Source organism: Noviherbaspirillum pedocola (assembly GCF_016632335.1).
Classification (GTDB): Bacteria; Pseudomonadota; Gammaproteobacteria; order Burkholderiales; family Burkholderiaceae_D; genus Noviherbaspirillum_A; species Noviherbaspirillum_A pedocola.
Window position 1 is genome coordinate 631,998 of sequence record NZ_JAEPBG010000001.1, and the last position, 18,526, is coordinate 650,523.

General features: G+C 63.5%; 15 protein-coding genes and 1 other RNA gene. All 16 read right to left on the reverse strand.

What is annotated here, in order from left to right; translation table 11 throughout:
- Window positions 1–42: 42 nt before the first annotated feature.
- The 16 genes from ftsZ to rnpB all read right to left on the reverse strand — a co-directional run bounded on the left by ftsZ (window position 43) and on the right by rnpB (window position 18,449).
- Window positions 43–1,230 carry a cell division protein FtsZ gene (gene ftsZ, locus JJB74_RS02830; protein ID WP_200590287.1) on the reverse strand — a complete coding sequence of 396 codons (1,188 nt, stop codon included), beginning with the start codon at window positions 1,228–1,230 and terminating at the stop codon, window positions 43–45.
- 101 nt (window positions 1,231–1,331) lie between these two features.
- A complete protein-coding gene (gene ftsA, locus JJB74_RS02835) occupies window positions 1,332–2,564 on the reverse strand; it encodes a cell division protein FtsA (protein ID WP_200590288.1) in 1,233 nt (410 codons plus the stop codon).
- Between the two features lie 9 nt (window positions 2,565–2,573).
- The gene (locus JJB74_RS02840) at window positions 2,574–3,341 is read right to left on the reverse strand and encodes a cell division protein FtsQ/DivIB (protein WP_200590289.1); all 768 of its coding nucleotides are present in this window, start codon (window positions 3,339–3,341) and stop codon (window positions 2,574–2,576) included.
- A 24-nt stretch (window positions 3,342–3,365) separates the two neighbouring features.
- Window positions 3,366–4,340, reverse strand: a complete 975-nt coding sequence (locus JJB74_RS02845) for a D-alanine--D-alanine ligase (RefSeq protein WP_234483626.1) — start codon at window positions 4,338–4,340, stop codon at window positions 3,366–3,368.
- Window positions 4,337–5,734, reverse strand: a complete 1,398-nt coding sequence (gene murC / locus JJB74_RS02850) for a UDP-N-acetylmuramate--L-alanine ligase (RefSeq protein ID WP_200590290.1) — start codon at window positions 5,732–5,734, stop codon at window positions 4,337–4,339. The genes JJB74_RS02845 and murC overlap by 4 nt, the downstream gene beginning before the upstream one ends.
- Entirely contained in the window at window positions 5,731–6,816 is a 1,086-nt protein-coding gene (murG, locus tag JJB74_RS02855; RefSeq protein ID WP_200590291.1) for an undecaprenyldiphospho-muramoylpentapeptide beta-N-acetylglucosaminyltransferase, read from the reverse strand. Before murG ends, murC begins: the two co-directional genes overlap by 4 nt.
- Window positions 6,813–8,009 (reverse strand): putative lipid II flippase FtsW, encoded by a 1,197-nt coding sequence (ftsW, locus tag JJB74_RS02860; RefSeq protein WP_200590292.1) that lies wholly within the window; start codon window positions 8,007–8,009, stop codon window positions 6,813–6,815. Before ftsW ends, murG begins: the two co-directional genes overlap by 4 nt.
- Window positions 8,006–9,496, reverse strand: a complete 1,491-nt coding sequence (gene murD / locus JJB74_RS02865) for a UDP-N-acetylmuramoyl-L-alanine--D-glutamate ligase (protein WP_200590293.1) — start codon at window positions 9,494–9,496, stop codon at window positions 8,006–8,008. The genes ftsW and murD overlap by 4 nt, the downstream gene beginning before the upstream one ends.
- Window positions 9,496–10,665 (reverse strand): phospho-N-acetylmuramoyl-pentapeptide-transferase, encoded by a 1,170-nt coding sequence (mraY, locus tag JJB74_RS02870; RefSeq protein ID WP_200590294.1) that lies wholly within the window; start codon window positions 10,663–10,665, stop codon window positions 9,496–9,498. Before mraY ends, murD begins: the two co-directional genes overlap by 1 nt.
- 1 nt (window position 10,666) lies before the next feature.
- A complete protein-coding gene (locus JJB74_RS02875) occupies window positions 10,667–12,052 on the reverse strand; it encodes a UDP-N-acetylmuramoyl-tripeptide--D-alanyl-D-alanine ligase (RefSeq protein ID WP_200590295.1) in 1,386 nt (461 codons plus the stop codon).
- Window positions 12,052–13,566 (reverse strand): UDP-N-acetylmuramoyl-L-alanyl-D-glutamate--2,6-diaminopimelate ligase, encoded by a 1,515-nt coding sequence (locus JJB74_RS02880; protein ID WP_200590747.1) that lies wholly within the window; start codon window positions 13,564–13,566, stop codon window positions 12,052–12,054. Before JJB74_RS02880 ends, JJB74_RS02875 begins: the two co-directional genes overlap by 1 nt.
- A gap of 23 nt (window positions 13,567–13,589) precedes the next feature.
- The gene (locus tag JJB74_RS02885) at window positions 13,590–15,353 is read right to left on the reverse strand and encodes a peptidoglycan D,D-transpeptidase FtsI family protein (RefSeq protein WP_200590296.1); all 1,764 of its coding nucleotides are present in this window, start codon (window positions 15,351–15,353) and stop codon (window positions 13,590–13,592) included.
- Window positions 15,350–15,622: a cell division protein FtsL gene (gene ftsL / locus JJB74_RS02890; RefSeq protein ID WP_200590297.1), complete on the reverse strand. Its 273-nt coding sequence runs from the start codon at window positions 15,620–15,622 to the stop codon at window positions 15,350–15,352. Before ftsL ends, JJB74_RS02885 begins: the two co-directional genes overlap by 4 nt.
- Window positions 15,619–16,587, reverse strand: a complete 969-nt coding sequence (gene rsmH / locus JJB74_RS02895; RefSeq protein ID WP_200590298.1) for a 16S rRNA (cytosine(1402)-N(4))-methyltransferase RsmH — start codon at window positions 16,585–16,587, stop codon at window positions 15,619–15,621. The genes ftsL and rsmH overlap by 4 nt, the downstream gene beginning before the upstream one ends.
- 11 nt (window positions 16,588–16,598) lie before the next feature.
- The gene (mraZ, locus tag JJB74_RS02900; RefSeq protein WP_200590299.1) at window positions 16,599–17,027 is read right to left on the reverse strand and encodes a division/cell wall cluster transcriptional repressor MraZ; all 429 of its coding nucleotides are present in this window, start codon (window positions 17,025–17,027) and stop codon (window positions 16,599–16,601) included.
- 1,089 nt (window positions 17,028–18,116) lie between these two features.
- An RNA gene (gene rnpB / locus JJB74_RS02905) (RNase P RNA component class A) lies at window positions 18,117–18,449 on the reverse strand.
- Window positions 18,450–18,526: the final 77 nt, after the last annotated feature.

Below are 18,526 nucleotides of genomic sequence, written 5' to 3' on the forward strand. Positions count from 1 at the left end.
CGGGCAGTATGCCCTGTGCCGCGGTTTTCTGCAGAGAGACGATCAATCCGCCTGCTTGCGCAGGAAAGCCGGAATGTCGTAGGTCTCCATGCCGTTCTTCTCGAGAGCGCGCACGGTCTCGGACGCGGTCTTGTTGCGCCATACCGCCGGTCCCTTCGGGCTTTCCGTGGTGGATGCATGGCCGACATGATGCGCGCCGCCCGACATGCCCATGGCGCCGATGGCCCCGTCATGGGTACCGGTGCGCATCGACTGGGTCTGCACCAGCTGCACGGTCTTGCGGGCGCGGCCCAGACCGGTGGCGACCACGGTCACGCGGATGTCGTCGCCCATCGCATCGTCATAGGCAATGCCCTGAGCGATCGAGGCGTCCGGCGCGGCAAAGGCGCGCACCGTGGCCATGACTTCCTTGATTTCCTTGCCCTTCAGATTGCGGCTGGCGGTGACGTTGACCAGCACGCCGCGCGCGCCGGACAGATCGATGCCATCGAGCAGCGGCGAAGCGACCGCTGCTTCTGCGGCCAGGCGCGCGCGATCCACGCCAGAAGCCACCGCGGTACCCATCATTGCCTTGCCCTGCTCGCCCATGATGGTCTTGACGTCGTTGAAGTCGACGTTGATGTGGCCCGGCACGTTGATGATCTCGGCGATGCCCGCCACCGCGTTGTTCAGCACATCGTCGGCATGCTGCAGCCACTCGATCATGCTGTCGTCCTCGTAGATATCTTCCAGCTTCTCGTTGAGGATGATGATCAGCGAATCGACGTGCTGCGACAGCTGCTCCAGGCCTTCCTCGGCGATGTCCATGCACTTCTGGCCTTCGTAGGAGAAGGGCTTGGAAACCACGGCCACCGTCAGCGCGCCCTGCTCCTTGGCGATCTGCGCAACGACTGGCGCCGCGCCGGTGCCGGTGCCGCCGCCCATGCCGGCAGCGATGAAGACCATGTGCGCACCGCGCAGCGCATCCTCGATGCGGCTGCGCGAATCTTCAGCGAGCTGACGACCGACCGCGGGCTTCATGCCTGCGCCCAGGCCGGTATCGCCGATCTGGATGATGTTGTGGGCCTTCGACGCCTTCAGCGCCTGCGCATCGGTGTTGGCGCAGATGAACTCCACGCCCGAGACGCCCTTGTTGATCATGTGCTGGACCGCGTTGCCACCAGCGCCGCCGACGCCGACAACCTTGATCACAGTGCCCGGCGCCGCATTTTCCAGAATATCGATTTCCATGCTGACTCTCCAATATGTTGTTTGCAGTCTGCAGTCAGTAGGCCTCACGGCCCGTGACGTCTAGCAACTGCCTACTGCCTGCTTCGCAAGAACTGCTACCCTTAAAAATTTCCCAAGAACCATTCCTTCATGCGCTGCCACACCGCCTTTGCCGAGCCTTCCTGGCGGGCGACGATATGGCCGCGCAGATACTGCTTCTTTGCTTCCAGTAGCAGGCCCAGCACGGTCGCGTAGCGCGGACTGCGCACCACGTCGGCCAGCTGGCCGCTGTATTCAGGCATGCCCAGTCGGGCTGGCTTGAGGAAGATATCCTCCGCCAGCTCCACCATGCCCGGCATCATCGAGGTGCCGCCGGTCAGGACCAGGCCTGACGACAGAACTTCCTCGTAGCCCGACTCGCGCACCACCTGGTGCACGAGCGCGAACAATTCTTCCACGCGCGGCTCGATCACCGCGGCCAATGCCTGGCGCGACAGGGTGCGCGGATCGCGGTCACCCAGCCCCGGCACTTCGAGATGCTGGCCCGGGTCGGCCAGCACCTGCTTCGCCACGCCGTAACGCAGCTTGATTTCTTCGGCTTCCGCGGTCGGCGTGCGCAGCGCCATCGCGATGTCGTTCGTGATCTGGTCGCCGGCGATCGGAATCACCGCGGTATGCCGGATCGCGCCTTCGGTGAAGATCGCCACGTCGGTGGTGCCGCCACCTATGTCGATCAATACGACGCCGAGTTCCTTTTCATCGGGCGTCAACACTGCATCGGCAGAAGCCATCGGCTGCAGGATCAGGTCCGAGACTTCGAGGCCGCAGCGGCGCACGCACTTGACGATATTCTGCACTGCCGACACCGCGCCAGTCACGATGTGCACCTTCACTTCCAGGCGGATGCCGCTCATGCCGATGGGCTCGCGCACGTCTTCCTGGTTGTCGACGATGAACTCCTGCGGCACGGTATGCAGCAGCTGCTGGTCGGTGGCGATATTGACCGCCTTCGCCGTTTCAATCACGCGCGCCACGTCGGTCGCGGTGACTTCCTTGTCCTTGATTGCCACCATGCCGCTGGAATTGAAGCTGCGGATATGGCTGCCGGCAATCCCGGTGTAGACATTGCGGATCTTGCAGTCGGCCATCAGCTCGGCTTCTTCCAGCGCCCGCTGTATGGACTCCACGGTGGCCTCAATGTTCACCACCACGCCTTTTTTCAGGCCGCGCGATTCATGCTGCCCGAGTCCGATCACTTCATGCCTGCCGTTGGACAGCACTTCAGCCACCACCGCCACCACCTTGGATGTGCCGATATCCAGGCCAACGATCAGGTTCTTAGCGTCCTTAGTCATTTCATTCCATTATTTTTTCTTTGTTTCCGGCGCGAGTTTCAGACCGTCCGCCTTCAGCGCCAACCCGTTGGGATAGCGCATGTCGACGTATTCGATCTGCCCCGGCAGCCGCGCGACCAGTTGCGGATAGACCCGCACCAGCCGCTCCACCCTGTTTTTCAGGGTCTCCCTGGTTTGTTCTCTGCCCAACTCCACCGTCATGCCATTCGACAGCTTGACGGTCCATGCATACCGCCCCGACAACTGCACCGACTCCGGCTTCAACTGCACCGGCGCGAGCCAGTCGATGAAATCGCGGAAACGTCCCACCACTTCACGCTCGCTACCTCGCGGCCCAAAAAACTCCGGCAGCCGACCATCTTCTTCGGCTTCGTCGAGGTTGGCGGTGAAGAGGTCGCCATCCTGCGAAATCAGCCTGCCGTCATCGCCCCAGGTCCCCAGCGGCCTGTGCTCGTCGATGGCCACGACCAGCTTGTTCGGCCACTCGCGTCGCACCGCCGCGCGGCGCACCCAGGGCACCGACTCGAACGCCACGCGCACCTGCTCCAGGTCCGCGGTGAAGAAGTTGCCCTTGATGCGCGGCAGCGCGGTGGCGCGCACGGTGGACGGGCTCACATGCTTGAGCGCCGTGCCTTCCGGCCCTTCGAGCCGCACTTCGCGCAGCGCAAACATCGGCCTATGCATGACCCACCACATGCCGGAACCGATGATGGCGAGCACCAGCAGGCCGAACAGCGTATTGGCCGTCGCATTGAGCAGTCGCACGTCTTGCCACATGATCGGTTTCGTCCGTCTCTTCGCTTATTTCACGGTCCATTGCGATGACGGCTGCAGGTACAGCGCCGCCGATCGCAGGATTTCCACGCACAACTCTTCATATTCCATGCCGATCGCACGCGCCGACATCGGCACCAGCGAGTGACCAGTCATGCCTGGCGACGCATTGATCTCGAGCAGGAAAGGCTCGTTGTCGCGCTCGCGCAGCATGAAGTCGACCCGGGCCCAGCCGGCGCAACCCAGCGCGTTATACGCGCGCACCGCGATGGCTTGTATGCGCTCGGTCAACGCCGCATCCAGCGGCGCCGGGCACAGGTACTGGGTGTCGTCACTGAAATACTTGTGCTCGTAGTCGTAATTGCCCTGCGGCGCGCGGATCTCGACGATGGGCAGCGCGCGCGCCTCGCGGCCGGTGCCCAGCACCGGCACCGTCAGCTCGCGCCCGGCGATGAATTCTTCGGCCAGCACCGTGTCGTCGTAGCGCGCGCAGTGGGCGAAGCCGGAAGCCAAATCCTCGGCGCGCTCCACCTTGGCGATGCCGATGGTCGAGCCTTCATGCGGCGCTTTGAGCATCAATGGCAGGCCGAGCTCATCCATCGCGGCGCGCACCTGCTGCGCATTGGCGTTGGCGTCCAGCGACATGAAGCGCGGCGTCGGTAGGCCATGCGACAGCCAGACGCGCTTGGTCATGGTCTTGTCCATCGCGATCGCGCAGGCCATGACACCGGAGCCGGTGTAAGGAATGCCGAGCTGCTCGAGCGCGCCCTGCAGCGTGCCGTCTTCGCCATAGCGGCCGTGCAGCGCGATGAAGACGCGGTCGAAGCCCTGTGCCGCCAATTGCCCGATGTCCTGCTCGGCCGGATCGAAGCCGTGCGCATCGATGCCCGCAGCGCGCAGCGCGGCCAGCACACCCGCGCCCGACATCAGCGACACTTCGCGCTCGGCCGAGCGCCCGCCGTACAGCACGCCGACCCGGCCCATGTTGATCGCGCCGCTCATGCCTGATCCTTCGTCAGTTGCTGCAGTTGTGCCGGCACGCCGGAAATCGAGCCTGCGCCCATGGTCACCACCACGTCGCCGTCGCGCACCAGGTCCAGGATCGTGCCCGGCAGCTCGGCGATGTCTTCCACGAACACCGGCTCGACCTTGCCCAGCACGCGCAGCGCATGCGCGAGCGCGCGGCCATCGGCGGCGACGATGGGCTGTTCGCCGGCCGGGTAAACCTCGGCCAGCAGCAGCGCATCCGTGGTCGACAGCACCTTGACGAAGTCTTCGAACAGATCGCGGGTACGGGTATAGCGATGCGGTTGGAACGCCAGCACCAGGCGGCGGTCCGGGAAGGCGCCGCGCGCGGCGGCCAGCGTGGCAGCGGTCTCGACCGGATGATGGCCGTAGTCGTCCACCAGCGCGAAGCGCGCGCCCGAAGGCGCGGTCAGTTCGCCGTAGCGGGTGAAGCGCCGGCCGACGCCGTGGAACTCGGCCATCGCCTTTTGCGTGGCCGCATCCGGCACGCCAAGCTCACGCGCAATCGCCACTGCCGCGAGGGCGTTCTGCACATTGTGCATGCCGGGCTGGTTCAGGCTGATGTCCAGCGGCGCATAGCCCTTTTGCAGCACCGTGAATTCCATGCGGTCGCCGGCGGCGCGCGCATCGACGGCGCGCACGCTGGCTTCGGCGTGGAAGCCATAGGTCAGCACCGGCTTGGAGATGAACGGCATGATCTCGCGCACATTCGCATCATCCACGCACAGGATGGCCACGCCATAGAACGGCAGCCGGTTGGTGAATTCGATGAAGGTCTGCTTCAGCTTGGCGAAGCTGTGGTCATAGGTCTCCATGTGATCGGCATCGATGTTGGTGATGACCTCGATCACCGGAGACAGGTTGAGGAAGGAGGCGTCCGACTCATCGGCCTCCGCAACGATGAAGTCGCCCGAGCCGAGCTTGGCATTCGCGCCGGCGCTGGTCAGGCGGCCGCCGATGACGAAGGTCGGATCCAGGCCGCCCTGGGCCAGCACGCTGGCCACCAGGCTGGTGGTGGTGGTCTTGCCATGGGTGCCGGCGATCGCGATGCCGTTCTTCAAGCGCATCAGCTCGGCCAGCATCACTGCGCGCGGGACGATGGGAATGCGCTGCGCGCGTGCGGCCTGCACTTCCGGATTGTCATGCTTGACCGCGGTGGAGGTGACGATCGCATCCGCGCCCTGGATATTGTGCGCGGCATGGCCACGGCTGATACGCGCGCCCAGGCGCGCCAGGCGCTCGGTGGCGGCGTTGCTGCCCAGGTCGGAACCGGACACGGTGTAGCCGAGATTGAGCAGCACTTCCGCGATGCCGCTCATGCCGCTGCCGCCGATGCCGACGAAATGTATGTTCTTGACTTTGTGTTTCATGCTTGCTGTGGCGCTTGCGCCAGGTTTTCCAGTATGTTCGCGATCGCCTCGTTGGCGTCGCGTCGGCCGTTGCGGTAAGCCGCTTCGGCCATGGCGAGACAAGTCTCGCGGGTCATTTCTCCGATCAGCTGGGCAACGCGTTGCGGCGTCAGTTCCGCTTGTGGAACGTGGATCGCCGCGCCCTGCCCCGCCATCCATTGCGCATTGTCGCGCTGGTGGCTGGTGGTGGATGCCACGAAAGGCACCAGCACGCTGGCCACGCCGGCCGCAGTCAATTCGGACACCGTGATCGCGCCGGCGCGGCAGATCACGAGGTCCGCATCCGCATAACGGCGCGGCATGTCATCAATGAAGGGCAGCACTTCGGCTTGCACGCCCTTCTCGGCATAGGCCCGGCGCACCGCATCGGCATGCTGCCTGCCGGTCTGATGCGTGACCATGGGGCGATGGTCCTGCGGCAGCAGCGCCAGCGCGGCAGGCAGGCAATCGTTGAGCGCCTTGGCGCCGAGGCTGCCGCCGACCACGAGGATGCGCAGCGCTCCAGTGCGCCCCGCATAGCGCGCCGCCGGCTGCGGCAAGGCGAGGATCTCGCTACGCACCGGGTTGCCGGTCACGACAGCCTTGCCCTTGGCTGCGCCAAAATCGGCGGGAAAGCCGAAAAGCACCTTGCGCGCGACCGGCGCCAGCGTCTTGTTCGACAGCAGCAGCGCCGCGTCCGCATTCACCAGCGCCAGCGGCAGGCCGGCCAGGCGTGCCATCAGGCCGCCAGGCACGGTAACGTAGCCTCCCATGCCGAGCACCACATCCGGCTTTCTGCGCGCCAGGATGCGGCGGCAGGCGAAGAAGCCCGCAGCCATGCGCAGCGCGCCGGTGATCGTGTGCTTCAAGCCCTTGCCGCGCATGCCGGAAAAGTCGATCGCGTCCATGGGCACGCCGTGCCTGGGCACGATCTCGCTTTCCATGCCGCGCGCGGTGCCGAGCCAGCACACGTCCCAGCCGCGCGTCTTCATGGTCTCGGCAATCGCCAGACCCGGAAAGATATGCCCGCCGGTGCCGGCAGCCATCACCATCAGCCGCTTCATGCCCGACCTCCGCGCATGCGTATGCGATTCTCATAATCGATGCGCAGCAGGATCGCCAGGCCCACGCAGTTGAGCAGCACGCCGGAGCCGCCATAGCTCATCAGCGGCAAGGTCAGGCCCTTGGTCGGCAACAGGCCGAGGTTCACGCCCATGTTGATGAAGGTCTGCACGCCCAGCCACAGGCCGATGCCTTGCGCGGTCAGGCCGGCGAAGGTGAGATCGATCGCAATGGCCTGGCGGCCGATTTCAAATGCGCGCTTGACCAGCCAGTAGAACAGCAGCACCACCACCATCACGCCGACAAAGCCGAGTTCTTCGCCAATGACGGCGAGCAGGAAGTCAGTATGCGCTTCGGGCAGGTAATGCAGCTTCTCGACGCTGGCGCCCAGGCCCACGCCGAAGAATTCGCCGCGGCCGAAAGCGATCAGGGAATGCGACAGCTGGTAAGCCTTTCCAAGTGCATTGTCTTCCTGCCAGGGATTGAGGTAAGCGAAGATGCGCTCGCGCCGCCACGGCGACAGGATGATGACCATCGTGAACACGCCGACCAGCGTAGCCGAGATGCCGCCGAACCAGATGCCGTTGATGCCGCCCAAAAACAGGATGCCCATGGCGATGCAGACGATCACGCCGAAAGCGCCGAGGTCCGGTTCGAGCAGCAGCAGCAGGCCGACGAAGCCGACCGCGACCGTCATCGGCAGAAAACCCTTGGTCAGCTTGTGCATGTACTGCTGCTTGCGCACGGTGTAGTCGGCGGCGTACAGCACCATGAACAGCTTCATCATTTCGGATGGCTGCAGGTTCACGATCTTCAGCGGCAACCAGCGCTTGGCGCCGTTGACGCCCTTGCCGATGCCTGGCACCAGCACCAGGACAAGAAGGACCAGCGTGCCGACGAACAGATACGGAGCGATCTTCTGCCAGGTGGCGACCGGCACGCGGAACGCCAGGGCGCCGGCGACCAGCGCCGAGCCGATGAACAAGGCCTGGCGCGCCAGGAAGTGCGTGCGGGTGTAGGCCGCGTATTTCGGCGAATCCGGCAATGCGATCGATGCGGAATACACCATCACCATGCCGAACAGCATCAGCAGCACCGTGACCCAGATCAGCAGCTGATCGTACTCGGCCATGCGCGGGCGCTGCGACAGCGCTTCCGAAGCTTTGAATTGCGGCAGCAGGAAAGACAGCTTCATGCAAGCACCTCGCCGCGTGCGGCCGCGATCTCGCGCACCGCATCGATGAAGACTTCGGCGCGATGCGCGTAATTACGGAACATGTCCAGGCTGGCGCAGGCCGGCGACAGCAATACGGCATCGCCGGCGCGTGCCATTTCGGCGGCCTTGCTTACCGCCTCTTCCAGGGTCGGGCAATCGATCAGTTCAACACCGGTGTCAGCCAGCGCAGCGCGGATCGCCGGCGCATCGCGCCCGATCAGCAGAACAGCGCGCGCATGGCGCTTGACCGGCTCGGCCAGCGGCGAGAAATCCTGGCCCTTGCCGTCGCCGCCAGCGATCAGCAGCAGCCGCGCTTGCCTGCCCTCTTCGCCCAGGCCATTGAGCGCGGCGACGGTGGCGCCGACATTGGTGCCCTTGCTGTCGTCGAAATAATCGACGCCGCCGACATTGGCCACCATTTCCACGCGGTGCGGTTCACCCCGGTATTCACGCAAGCCGTGCAACAGGCGCGCCAGCGGCAGCCCGATCGCGCGGCACAGCGCCAGCGCGGCAAGCGCATTGGCGGCATTGTGGCGGCCGCGTATCTGCAGCGCATCGACCGGCATCAGCCGGTTCAACACCACCGGCACCGGCGCCTCGTCCTTCTTGCGGCGGCGGCGCGTGCCCTCTTCCTCCGGCACCGCCAGCGCCAGCCAGGACATGCTGTGCTCCTGCATCAGACCAAGGCAATCGGCCTGCGCCGGTTGGTCCATGCCAAAGCTGACCACGCGCGCCGCGCCTTTGGCCATGGCCATCGTCTGCGGGTCGTCGCGATTGAGCACCCGCAGCGTTTGGGGTCCGAAGATGCGCGCCTTGGCCTGCGCATAGGAAGCCATGTCGCCATGCCAGTCGAGATGATCCTGCGTCACGTTCAGCACCGCGGCGGCGTCGGGATTCAGGCTTTCGGTCGCATGCAGCTGGAAGCTGGAGAGCTCCAGCACCCAGACCTGCGGCAGATCGTCCGCATCCAGGCGCGCGCGCAGCATGTCCAGCGCCGCCGGGCTGATGTTGCCGGCGACCTGCACGGTCATTCCCGCGCGCTCCACCAGGAGGCCGGTCAGGCTGGTCACAGTGGTTTTGCCATTGGTGCCGGTGATGGCCAGCACCTTGGGCGCATAGCCGCGCTCTTCGCGCAGCTCGTCCAGCGCCTGCGCAAACAATTCGATCTCGCCCACCACGGGAATGCCGCGCTCGCTCGCCACAGGCAACAACGTCGCCAGCTCGCGGTTCGGCGCCAGGCCCGGGCTGACGGCAAGCATGTCTACGCCATCGAGCAGATCCGGGCCGAAGGCGCCGCCGACGAATTCCGCTGCGGGCAGCGCTTCACGCAGTTGCGCCAGGCGCGCCGGCGCATCGCGGGTGTCGGCCACGCGCAGCGAGGCGCTAGAGCGTGCCAGCCACAAGGCCATCGCCAGCCCGGATTCGCCCAGGCCCAGAACCAGTATCGTTTTGCCTTGGGTCTTCATCAGCGCAGCTTCAGGGTGGAAAGGCCGAACAGCACCAGCATCATCGTGATGATCCAGAAACGCACCACGACCTGGGTTTCCTTCCAACCCTTTTGCTCGTAGTGATGATGCAGCGGCGCCATCAGCAGCACGCGACGGCCGGTGCCGTAGCGCATCTTGGTGTATTTGAAATAAGCAACCTGGACCATGACCGACAGGGTTTCAACGACGAACACGCCGCCCATGATGAAAAGCACGATCTCCTGACGCACGATCACGGCAATGGTTCCCAACGCGCCGCCGAGCGCCAGCGCGCCGACGTCGCCCATGAACACCTGGGCCGGATGCGCGTTGAACCACAAGAATGCAAGACCTGCACCGGCCATGGCGCCGCAGAACACGATCAGTTCGCCAGCGCCGGGGATATGCGGAATGAACAGATAGCGCGCATAGGTGGCGCTGCCGGTGAGATACGCGAACAGGCCCAGGCCGGCGCCGACCATCACAGTCGGAAGAATCGCCAGGCCATCGAGGCCGTCGGTGAGATTCACCGCGTTGCTGGTGCCGACGATGACGAAGTACGTCAGGGCAATGAAACCCCAGACGCCGAGCGGATAGCTGATGGACTTGAAGAACGGCACGATGAAGTCGGCCTTCGGCGGCAGGTCCATCGAGAAACCGGAACGCACCCAGGCGGCGAACAGATGCCAGACGCTGGCATTGGTCACGCCCGACACCGAGAACGCCAGATAAAACGCCGCGCCCAGGCCGATGAGGGATTGCCAGAAGTACTTTTCCTTCGACGGCATGCCCTTCGGATCCTTGTGGACCACCTTGCGGTAATCATCGACCCAGCCAATCGCGCCGAAACCGAGCGTGACCACCAGCACCGGCCAGATGAAACGGTTGCTCCAGTCGGCCCACAGCAGCGTGGACAAGCCGATGGCGATCAGGATCAGCGCGCCGCCCATGGTCGGCGTGCCGGACTTGACGAGGTGGGTCTTCGGGCCGTCGGTGCGCACCGCCTGACCAACCTTCAGCCGGGTCAGCATGCGGATCACGCCGGGGCCGCAGATCATGCCGATGGCCATCGCGGTCATCGTCGCGAACACGGCGCGGAAGGTAATGAAGTTGAATACGCGTAGCGGACCGAATTGGTCCTGCAGCAGTTGCGCGAGCCAGAGCAGCATGTCAGTGCGCCTCCGCCGAAGATGCGGCAGGCGCGCCGACCAAGTGTTGCACCACCCGTTCCATGCGCATGAAACGCGACCCCTTTACCAGCAGCGTGGCTGCGGGCTTTGCCAATTCGCTGGCGTAAGCGGCAAGCTCGTCGATGCCGCCAAAATGCTTTGCGCGCGCACCGAATGCATGACTGGCCGACTCGGCCAGTTCGCCCAGTGTTAGCAGATGCTCGATGCCGCGGCCCTTGGCATAGGCGCCGACTTCCTCATGAAACTTGCGGCCTTCGCTGCCGACTTCGCCCATGTCGCCCAGCACCAGCACGCGCGGGCTGGCAGCCATGGCCAGCACATCGATGGCGGCCTTCACTGAATCCGGGTTGGCATTGTAAGTGTCGTCGATGACCGTGGCGCCGCTGCTGGCCTGCTTGCGTTGCAGCCTGCCATGGACCGGCGCGAAATTTTCCAGCCCCTGCACGATCGCGCGGCGATGCACGCCGATGGCCAGTGTGCAGGCAATCGCGGCCAGCGCATTGCGTACATTGTGCGCGCCCGCCGCTTGCAGATTCACTTCGAATTCACGCTGGCCGACGCGCACCGTCATCGTGCTGCCGAAGGCCTGCGGCACATAGCTGCAGCCGACGTTCGCATCCAGCGACAGGCCGAAGGTCAGCGATTTGCGCTGGCCCGATGCCTTGGCCAGACCGCGCCACAGCGGCGTGTACACATCGTCAGCCGGGTACACCGCGATGCCGCCGTCCGGCAGCGCGCTGATCACCGAGCCGTTTTCCTGCGCCACCGCCTCGACGGTGGCCATGAATTCCTGGTGCTCGCGCTGCGCATTGTTCACATGCGCGACGGTGGGTTGGGCAATGGCCGCGAGCTGCGCGATCTCGCCCGGATGGTTCATGCCAAGCTCGATCACGGCGGCGCGATGGCGGGCATCCATGCGCAGCACCGTCAACGGCACGCCAATGTCATTGTTCAGATTGCCGCGGGTGGCGAGGATGTTGTCCGCGCCGAACTCGGCGGCGAGGATGGCCGCGATCATTTCCTTGACCGTGGTCTTGCCATTGCTGCCGGTGACACCAATGACGGGAACATCGAATTGCCGGCGCCAGTGGGCGGCGATTTCGCCGAGAGCGACGCGGGTGTCGGGCACGATCAGCGCCGGCAGGTTCAGGCCCGGCGGCATGCGCTCGACCACGACCGCGGCCGCGCCCTTCGCGGCAACATCGGCGAGGAAATCGTGCGCATCGAAACGCTCGCCGCGCAGCGCGACGAACAGGTTGCCCGGCGCCACCGTCTTGCTGTCGGTAGAGACGCCATCGAAGGCAGCGGCGGCGCTCATCGTTGCGCCGGTAAGACGCGGCAACAGCTGCGTCAGCGAAGACTTCATTACAGCGCCCCCTTCATCGTCACCCGCGCGGCCAGCGACAGCGCGGCATGATCGGCGTCGAGGAAAGGCAGCTTGCGCCCCTTGATCTCCTGGTAGGTTTCATGGCCCTTGCCGGCCAACAGCACCACGTCGGCCCGGGCCGCGTGCTTGATTGCATAAAGAATGGCCGCCGCCCTGTCTTCGATGACATGCGGCGCGCCCTGCATTACCTGGCGAATCTTCATTCCTTCAACTATCTGTTCAATGATGTCCGCGGGATGTTCACTGCGCGGATTGTCGCTGGTGACGATGACGTGATCCGCGGCTGTTGCCGCCGCGCCCATCTGGGGACGCTTGCCCGGATCGCGATCACCGCCGCAACCGAATACACACCACAGCTTGCCGTGGCGCTGCTGTGCGACCTCGCGCAGAGCGGCAATGACTTTTTCAAGCGCATCGGGCGTGTGCGCATAATCGATGACCACCAGCGGCGCTTCCTGCCCGCCAAGCTGCTGCATGCGCCCCGGCACCGGCGGCAGCGATTCCAGCGCTTCGACGATGCTCTTGAAGGTCGCGCCGCGCGCATGCAGCACACCGGCCACGCCAAGCGCATTGCTGACATTGAAGCTGCCGACGAGCTGGCTGCGCACCGCGGCCGTGCCTTGCGGCGTCATGAGCTGAAACACCGTGCCGACGTTGCCGAAGCGGATATCGGTGGCTTGCAGCGTCATCACACCCTCTGCCGTGGCGCCAGCGCTGCTGTAGCCGATGACGGTCACATCGGGACGCGTCTCGCGCAGATGGGAAACAAGGCGGGCGCCCATTGCGTCATCGAGATTGATCACCGCGTGGCGCAGGCCGGGCCAGTCAAACAGGGCGCGCTTGGCCGCTTCATAGGATTCCATGTCGCCGTGGTAATCGAGATGATCGCGGGTGAAATTGGTAAACAGCGCGGCATCGAAGTGCATGCCGTTCAGTCTGCCCTGGTGCAGGCCGATGGACGAGGCCTCGATGGCGACCGAGCGCGCGCCCGCAGTTTTGGCTTGCGCCAGCCGACGCTGCAGCAGCACGGCGTCGGGCGTGGTGTAGCCGGTGGCCTGGAAGCTGCCGGCCGAGCCGTTGCGGTAAGTGCCCGTGCCGAGCGTGCCGACCACCAGCGTTGGTCCGTTGGACCGCGACAGCACGCGTCCCAGCCATTGGCTGCACGAGGTTTTGCCGTTGGTGCCGGTCACGGCAACGACGAACATGCCCTCGTCAGGCTTGCCGTACCAGCCGCTGGCGATGTCGCCGGCGAGCATCTTCAGGTCACTGACGCCGCGATGCGCAAACTCCGACTCGCCTTTCCAGGCATAGCCGTCGCCGCTTTCATGGATCACGGCTGCTGCGCCGCGCGCGATAGCGGCATCGATGTAGTCGCGGCCATCGGCATCGTCACCCGGATAGGCAAGGAACACATCGCCCGCTGCCAGGCTGCGCGAGTCGGAAGACAACTGCGCGTTCGGCGCAAGCGTGCGCAGCCAGGTCAGGAGTTCCATGACGAGCGGATTCTCGGCTGGGCTCACATGCTCTCCTGGACAGCGTTGGCCGGGATGATGATCGAGGTCACTGGCGAATCCGGCGCCACGTTCATGGAACGCAGCGAGCTGCCGACGATATTCGAGAACACCGGGCCGGCCACGTCGCCGCCATAGTGCGCGCCCTGTGGCTCGTCGAGCATGACGGCGACGATGATGCGCGGATCCGAGGCCGGCGCGAAACCGACGAAGGAGGCGACATACTTGCTCACATAGCGGCCGTGCTCGATCTTGTATGCGGTACCGGTCTTGCCGCCGACGCGATAGCCCGGCACCTGCGCCTTTGGCGCCGTGCCTTCCGGGCTGACCACGGTTTCCAACATGCCGCGCATCGTGCGGGCAGTCTTTTCGGTGATCACGCGCTGCCCCGTCGGCGGCGCGGAAACCTTGGTGAAGGACAGCGGAATCAGGTCGCCGTCACGCGCGAAGATCGTGTATGCATGCGCGATCTGCAGCAGCGACACCGAGATGCCGTGGCCATAGCTCATCGTCGCCTGCTCGATCGGACGCCAGGACTTGTAGGGCCGCACCCGACCCGCGACCGCGCCGGGGAAGCCGAACTTGGGCGCCTGACCGAAGCCGACGGTGGTGAACATTTCCCACATTTCCTGCGGCTGCATCTGCAGCGCGATCTTGGCGGTACCGATGTTGGACGATTTCTGGATCACCTGCGACACCGTCAGCGGGCCATGCGCATGCGAGTCGCCGATGGTGGCGGTGCCGATGGTGAGTCGTCCCGGCGAAGTCTGGATCACGGTGTTGGGCGTGACGCGCTTGGTATCCAGCGCCAGCGCGATGGTGAACGGCTTCAGCGTCGAGCCCGGCTCGAAGGTATCGGTGATGACGCGGTTGCGCAGCTGCGCGCCGGTCAGCACCGAGCGGTCGTTCGGGTTGTACGTAGGCAGGTTTGCCAGCGCCAGCACTTCGCCGGTCTTGGCATCGACAACCACGGCGGCGCCAGCCTTCGCATGAAACTTGTCGACCGTTTCCTTCAGCTGAGTGTAGGCGATGTACTGGATCTTGCTGTCGATGGACAGCACCAGGTCCTGGCCGTCATGCGGTTCGCGGATCGCGGCGATGTCTTCGACGATGCGGCCCAGGCGGTCCTTGATCACGCGGCGGCTGCCCGTAGTGCCGGCCAGCGTCTTCTGCGCGCCGAGCTCCATGCCGTCCTGGCCGGAATCTTCGACATTGGTGAAGCCGACCACGTGCGCGGTCACTTCGCCCTGCGGATAAAAGCGCTTGTATTCCTTGCGGGTCTCGATGCCGGCGATCTGCAGCTTCAATACCTTGTCGACGGTGTCCTGCTCGACCTGGCGTTTCAGATAGACGAAGTTGCGATCGGAATCGAGCTTCTTGCGCAGCTCGGACTCGGGCATCTCGAGCAGCTTTGCCAGCGTACGGATCTTGTCGGCTGGCGCTTCGAGCACGTCATCGGGAATGGCCCAGATTGCCTTGACCGGCACCGAAGACGCCAGCACCTCGCCATTGCGATCGGTGATCTTGCCGCGCGTGGCCGGCAACTCCAGCGTGCGCGCATAGCGGGCTTCGCCCTGCTTCTGCAGGAAGTCGGTGGACAATCCCTGCAGCCACAGCGCGCGCCCAACCAGAGCCAGGAAGGCTGCGAACAGCAGGAACAGCACCAAACGGGAACGCCATGAAGGCAGGCCTCCCATCGCCAGAAGCGGACTGGCGGAAAAGGGAACACCCCTCGCGGCGGCACGGCGGGGAGACATGGCGCGGGTCATTTTTGCTCCACGTTCAGATATTGCGTGCGGGCCGGTGTGACCGGGACCATGTGCAGCTCGCTGCGCGCGCTGGCTTCGATGCGGGCGTGCTTGCCCAACGTGGATTGGTCGAGCTGCAGCTGCGACCACTCGATGTCAAGCTGGCGCGCGGAAGATTGCGCGCGCTCGAGTTCGATGAAAAGGCGCCGCGCCTCATACTGGGCATTCACCAGCGACAGCGCGCTGGCCACCACGAGCGCGGTCAGCAGCATCCCGATGCGACCGCTCATGCAGACTCTCCAGCGGGGGGTAGCCTTTCGGCCACGCGCATGACCGCGGAACGCGCGCGCGGATTGGCTGCGACTTCGGCGGCGGACGGTTTCACTTTGGAGAGCAGCTTCATTTTCGGTTGCGGCAGGTCAGCGGCGCGTATCGGCAGGCGGCGGTCCGGTTGCTCGGCGCGCGCAAGGGAGGCGAGGAATTGCTTGACAATGCGATCCTCGAGCGAGTGAAAGCTGATCACAGCCATCCTCCCGTGCACAGCCAGGCGGTCGTAAGCGCCGCGCAAGCCTATTTCGAGTTCTTCAAGCTCTTGATTGATGAAAATCCGGACAGCCTGAAAGGTGCGAGTGGCCGGGTCCTTGCCCTTCTCGCGGGTTTTGACGGCGCGTGCCACGATCTCGGCAAGCTGTCGTGTAGTTGAAATTGGCTGGACTGCCCTGCCAGCAACAATCGCCTTTGCAACCTGAAAAGCAAACCGTTCTTCCCCATAATCCCGTACCACCTTCTCAATGACTTCACCGTTTGCCGTCGCCAGCCACTCCGCTGCCGACATGCCGCGCGTGGTATCCATGCGCATGTCGAGCGGCCCATCCGCTCTGAACGAGAATCCCCGCGCGGCGTCGTCCACCTGCGGCGAGGAAATGCCCAGATCGAGCAATACGCCGTCCACGGCACTTATGCCGCGGCTTGCCAGCGCATCGCTGATTGTTGCGAAACTGTTGTGTATGACTTCGAACCGGCTGTCGGTAAGCATCAGAGACTGTGCAACGGCGATCGCCTGCGGATCCTTGTCGAAGGCGATCAGCCGGCCGCCAGGGCCAAGTCGCTCGAGAATCCTTCGACTATGGCCGCCGCGACCGAATGTGCCGTCAACAAAGACGCCATTCGCGCGCTCGCCTTCGATTGCAAGTGCATCGACCGCTTCTTCCAGCAGCACCGTTCGGTGCTGCAACCCTGGCACCGTTTCACTCATCGCTGCACGGGCTAGAAGGAGAAGCTGTTCAACACATCAGGCATGCCGTCGGCCACCGCCTGCGCTTCATTTTCCGCCAGTCTTGCCGCATCCCAGATCTCGAAATGACTACCCATGCCCAATAGCATGACTTCCCGCGACAGCCCGACCGCGCTGCGCAGTTCCGGCGCGATCAAGATTCGCCCGGCGGTATCCATTTCGACATCCGACGCATTGCCCAGAAAAATTCGCTGCCAGGCACGTGCCGACATCGGCCATCCAGCAATCTGTTCGCGATGCACTTCCCACACCGGTCGCGGAAAGAACAGCAAACATCCGTGCGGATGCTTGGTCAATGTGACTCTGCCTTCGCATTGCACCGTCAGCGCGTCTCTATGCTTGGCAGGAATGGTCATCCTGCCCTTGGCATCGAGAGTTAATGCGGACGCGCCTTGGAACACCCTGGAAATCCCTTGTTATTTGTATTCGGTTGACGCCGCCACCGCTTCCCACTTTGCTGCAGCGTTGCTCCAGATCACCCACAAAACACCACTTTTTCACACTGCTGCCCACTTTAGAGGATGCTCTTTTTGCGGTCAAGGAATATCACAGGGAAATGACCGACTTTCCCCAATGAAGTCAAAGACTTAGCGGAGCCATAGAGAAAGTTTCTATTAATTAATTTATATATTAATCAATGACTTGCACGATATTCTAAACGTGGTTTCAATGTATACACATGTGTTTGTTCTGTGGAATGCAGGAAATTAATGTCCGAAGGACAATGAATGAAGGTGATATTTTTCTTGATTTAAATGGCTAACAAAAGCTGCATATAAGCAACAACGGGCGCGTGCAGAAGCATTTCCAAAATAACAAAAATGCTATTAAAAACATAAGTTTAGGAGGACTGCTGGCATTGTTCTATGCCGTAGCCATCAATGACACCGATTTCTCCGTGGCCTATTAAAAAGCAATAAGGGAAGTTCCCTGTAAAGCGTAGGCCCAGTGTCCTTGCGAAGCGTTTCAATCCGCTTGCAGAGGAAAGAGCAATCAACTTCTACAGGATGGCATCGCAAATCCGGCAAGTTCCCGCGTCTTCTTATCAGGAAACAGCCGAATCGACCGTTATCGCAATATGCGCAAGGACCTGGATGCCCGCCGGGACTCTATGAAGCCCGCAGTAGCGAGCGCCAGGGCGCAGGATGCCGGCGAGCTCGATGCGACAGCTCTCGCTTTCCATGAAATACCGAGTGTCTGCGGCAGACATGCCTCCGCGAGAACGAACCGAGCCACAGTGCCATTGGAGGAGAACAAAGCGGTGGCATTGGGCGCGACCACATTGGGCACGAGGCAACATCGCTGAGCCCAAATCATGTAGCAATTTCCAGTGTGAAAAGGGTGATGTCGCGCCGTGTGCGCCGCACAAAAGCAGCTTATTGCTTGTCGATCAGCGAAGGGCTTGCGTAGGCCTTTGTAAGCGGTGGGCCTTTGCAAGCGCTTCGCATAATGATTGGCAGGGCATGCATATTGCACCCTGCTCAAGAAAACATTGAAGCGGGCCGATAGGCCGGATTCTGTAGCGCCTGTCCGAAGACCGGCGTGACAGTCATTCCTCTAGGCCGTGAATTGCTCCACGGCTCAAGCTTCCTACCCGCACGCTCCGCGAGCAGCATCATCGCGTGCCTATTTGGAATTGCTCCGGGTGGAGGTTACCGCGTTTCACCGTAACTAAATACGCTCGTCTCTGTGGCCCTGTTCCGCGCCTTATATCTTGCGACTTTCGGCGGACGGCCGTTAGCCGTCACCCTGCTCTGTGGAGTCCGGACCTTCCTCCCGCCCGCGGGGAAACCCCGCAAGCCAGCGACTGTCTGGCCCGCTTCGGGCGCCATTGTAGCCGATGTGCCACCGCAAACCCGAATCGCCGATCTTCAGCCTCGTGGAAAACGCCTTCACGAGG

Excerpts from the sequence above, each read along its gene's own strand:
- ftsZ (WP_200590287.1), bottom strand. The coding sequence starts at position 1,230 with ATGGAAATCGATATTCTGGAAAATGCGGCGCCGGGCACTGTGATCAAG.
- ftsA (WP_200590288.1), bottom strand. The coding sequence starts at position 2,564 with ATGACTAAGGACGCTAAGAACCTGATCGTTGGCCTGGATATCGGCACA.
- JJB74_RS02840 (WP_200590289.1), bottom strand. The coding sequence starts at position 3,341 with ATGTGGCAAGACGTGCGACTGCTCAATGCGACGGCCAATACGCTGTTC.
- JJB74_RS02845 (WP_234483626.1), bottom strand. The coding sequence starts at position 4,340 with ATGAGCGGCGCGATCAACATGGGCCGGGTCGGCGTGCTGTACGGCGGG.
- murC (WP_200590290.1), bottom strand. The coding sequence starts at position 5,734 with ATGAAACACAAAGTCAAGAACATACATTTCGTCGGCATCGGCGGCAGC.
- murG (WP_200590291.1), bottom strand. The coding sequence starts at position 6,816 with ATGAAGCGGCTGATGGTGATGGCTGCCGGCACCGGCGGGCATATCTTT.
- ftsW (WP_200590292.1), bottom strand. The coding sequence starts at position 8,009 with ATGAAGCTGTCTTTCCTGCTGCCGCAATTCAAAGCTTCGGAAGCGCTG.
- murD (WP_200590293.1), bottom strand. The coding sequence starts at position 9,496 with ATGAAGACCCAAGGCAAAACGATACTGGTTCTGGGCCTGGGCGAATCC.
- mraY (WP_200590294.1), bottom strand. The coding sequence starts at position 10,665 with ATGCTGCTCTGGCTCGCGCAACTGCTGCAGGACCAATTCGGTCCGCTA.
- JJB74_RS02875 (WP_200590295.1), bottom strand. The coding sequence starts at position 12,052 with ATGAAGTCTTCGCTGACGCAGCTGTTGCCGCGTCTTACCGGCGCAACG.
- JJB74_RS02880 (WP_200590747.1), bottom strand. The coding sequence starts at position 13,566 with ATGGAACTCCTGACCTGGCTGCGCACGCTTGCGCCGAACGCGCAGTTG.
- JJB74_RS02885 (WP_200590296.1), bottom strand. The coding sequence starts at position 15,353 with ATGACCCGCGCCATGTCTCCCCGCCGTGCCGCCGCGAGGGGTGTTCCC.
- ftsL (WP_200590297.1), bottom strand. The coding sequence starts at position 15,622 with ATGAGCGGTCGCATCGGGATGCTGCTGACCGCGCTCGTGGTGGCCAGC.
- rsmH (WP_200590298.1), bottom strand. The coding sequence starts at position 16,587 with ATGAGTGAAACGGTGCCAGGGTTGCAGCACCGAACGGTGCTGCTGGAA.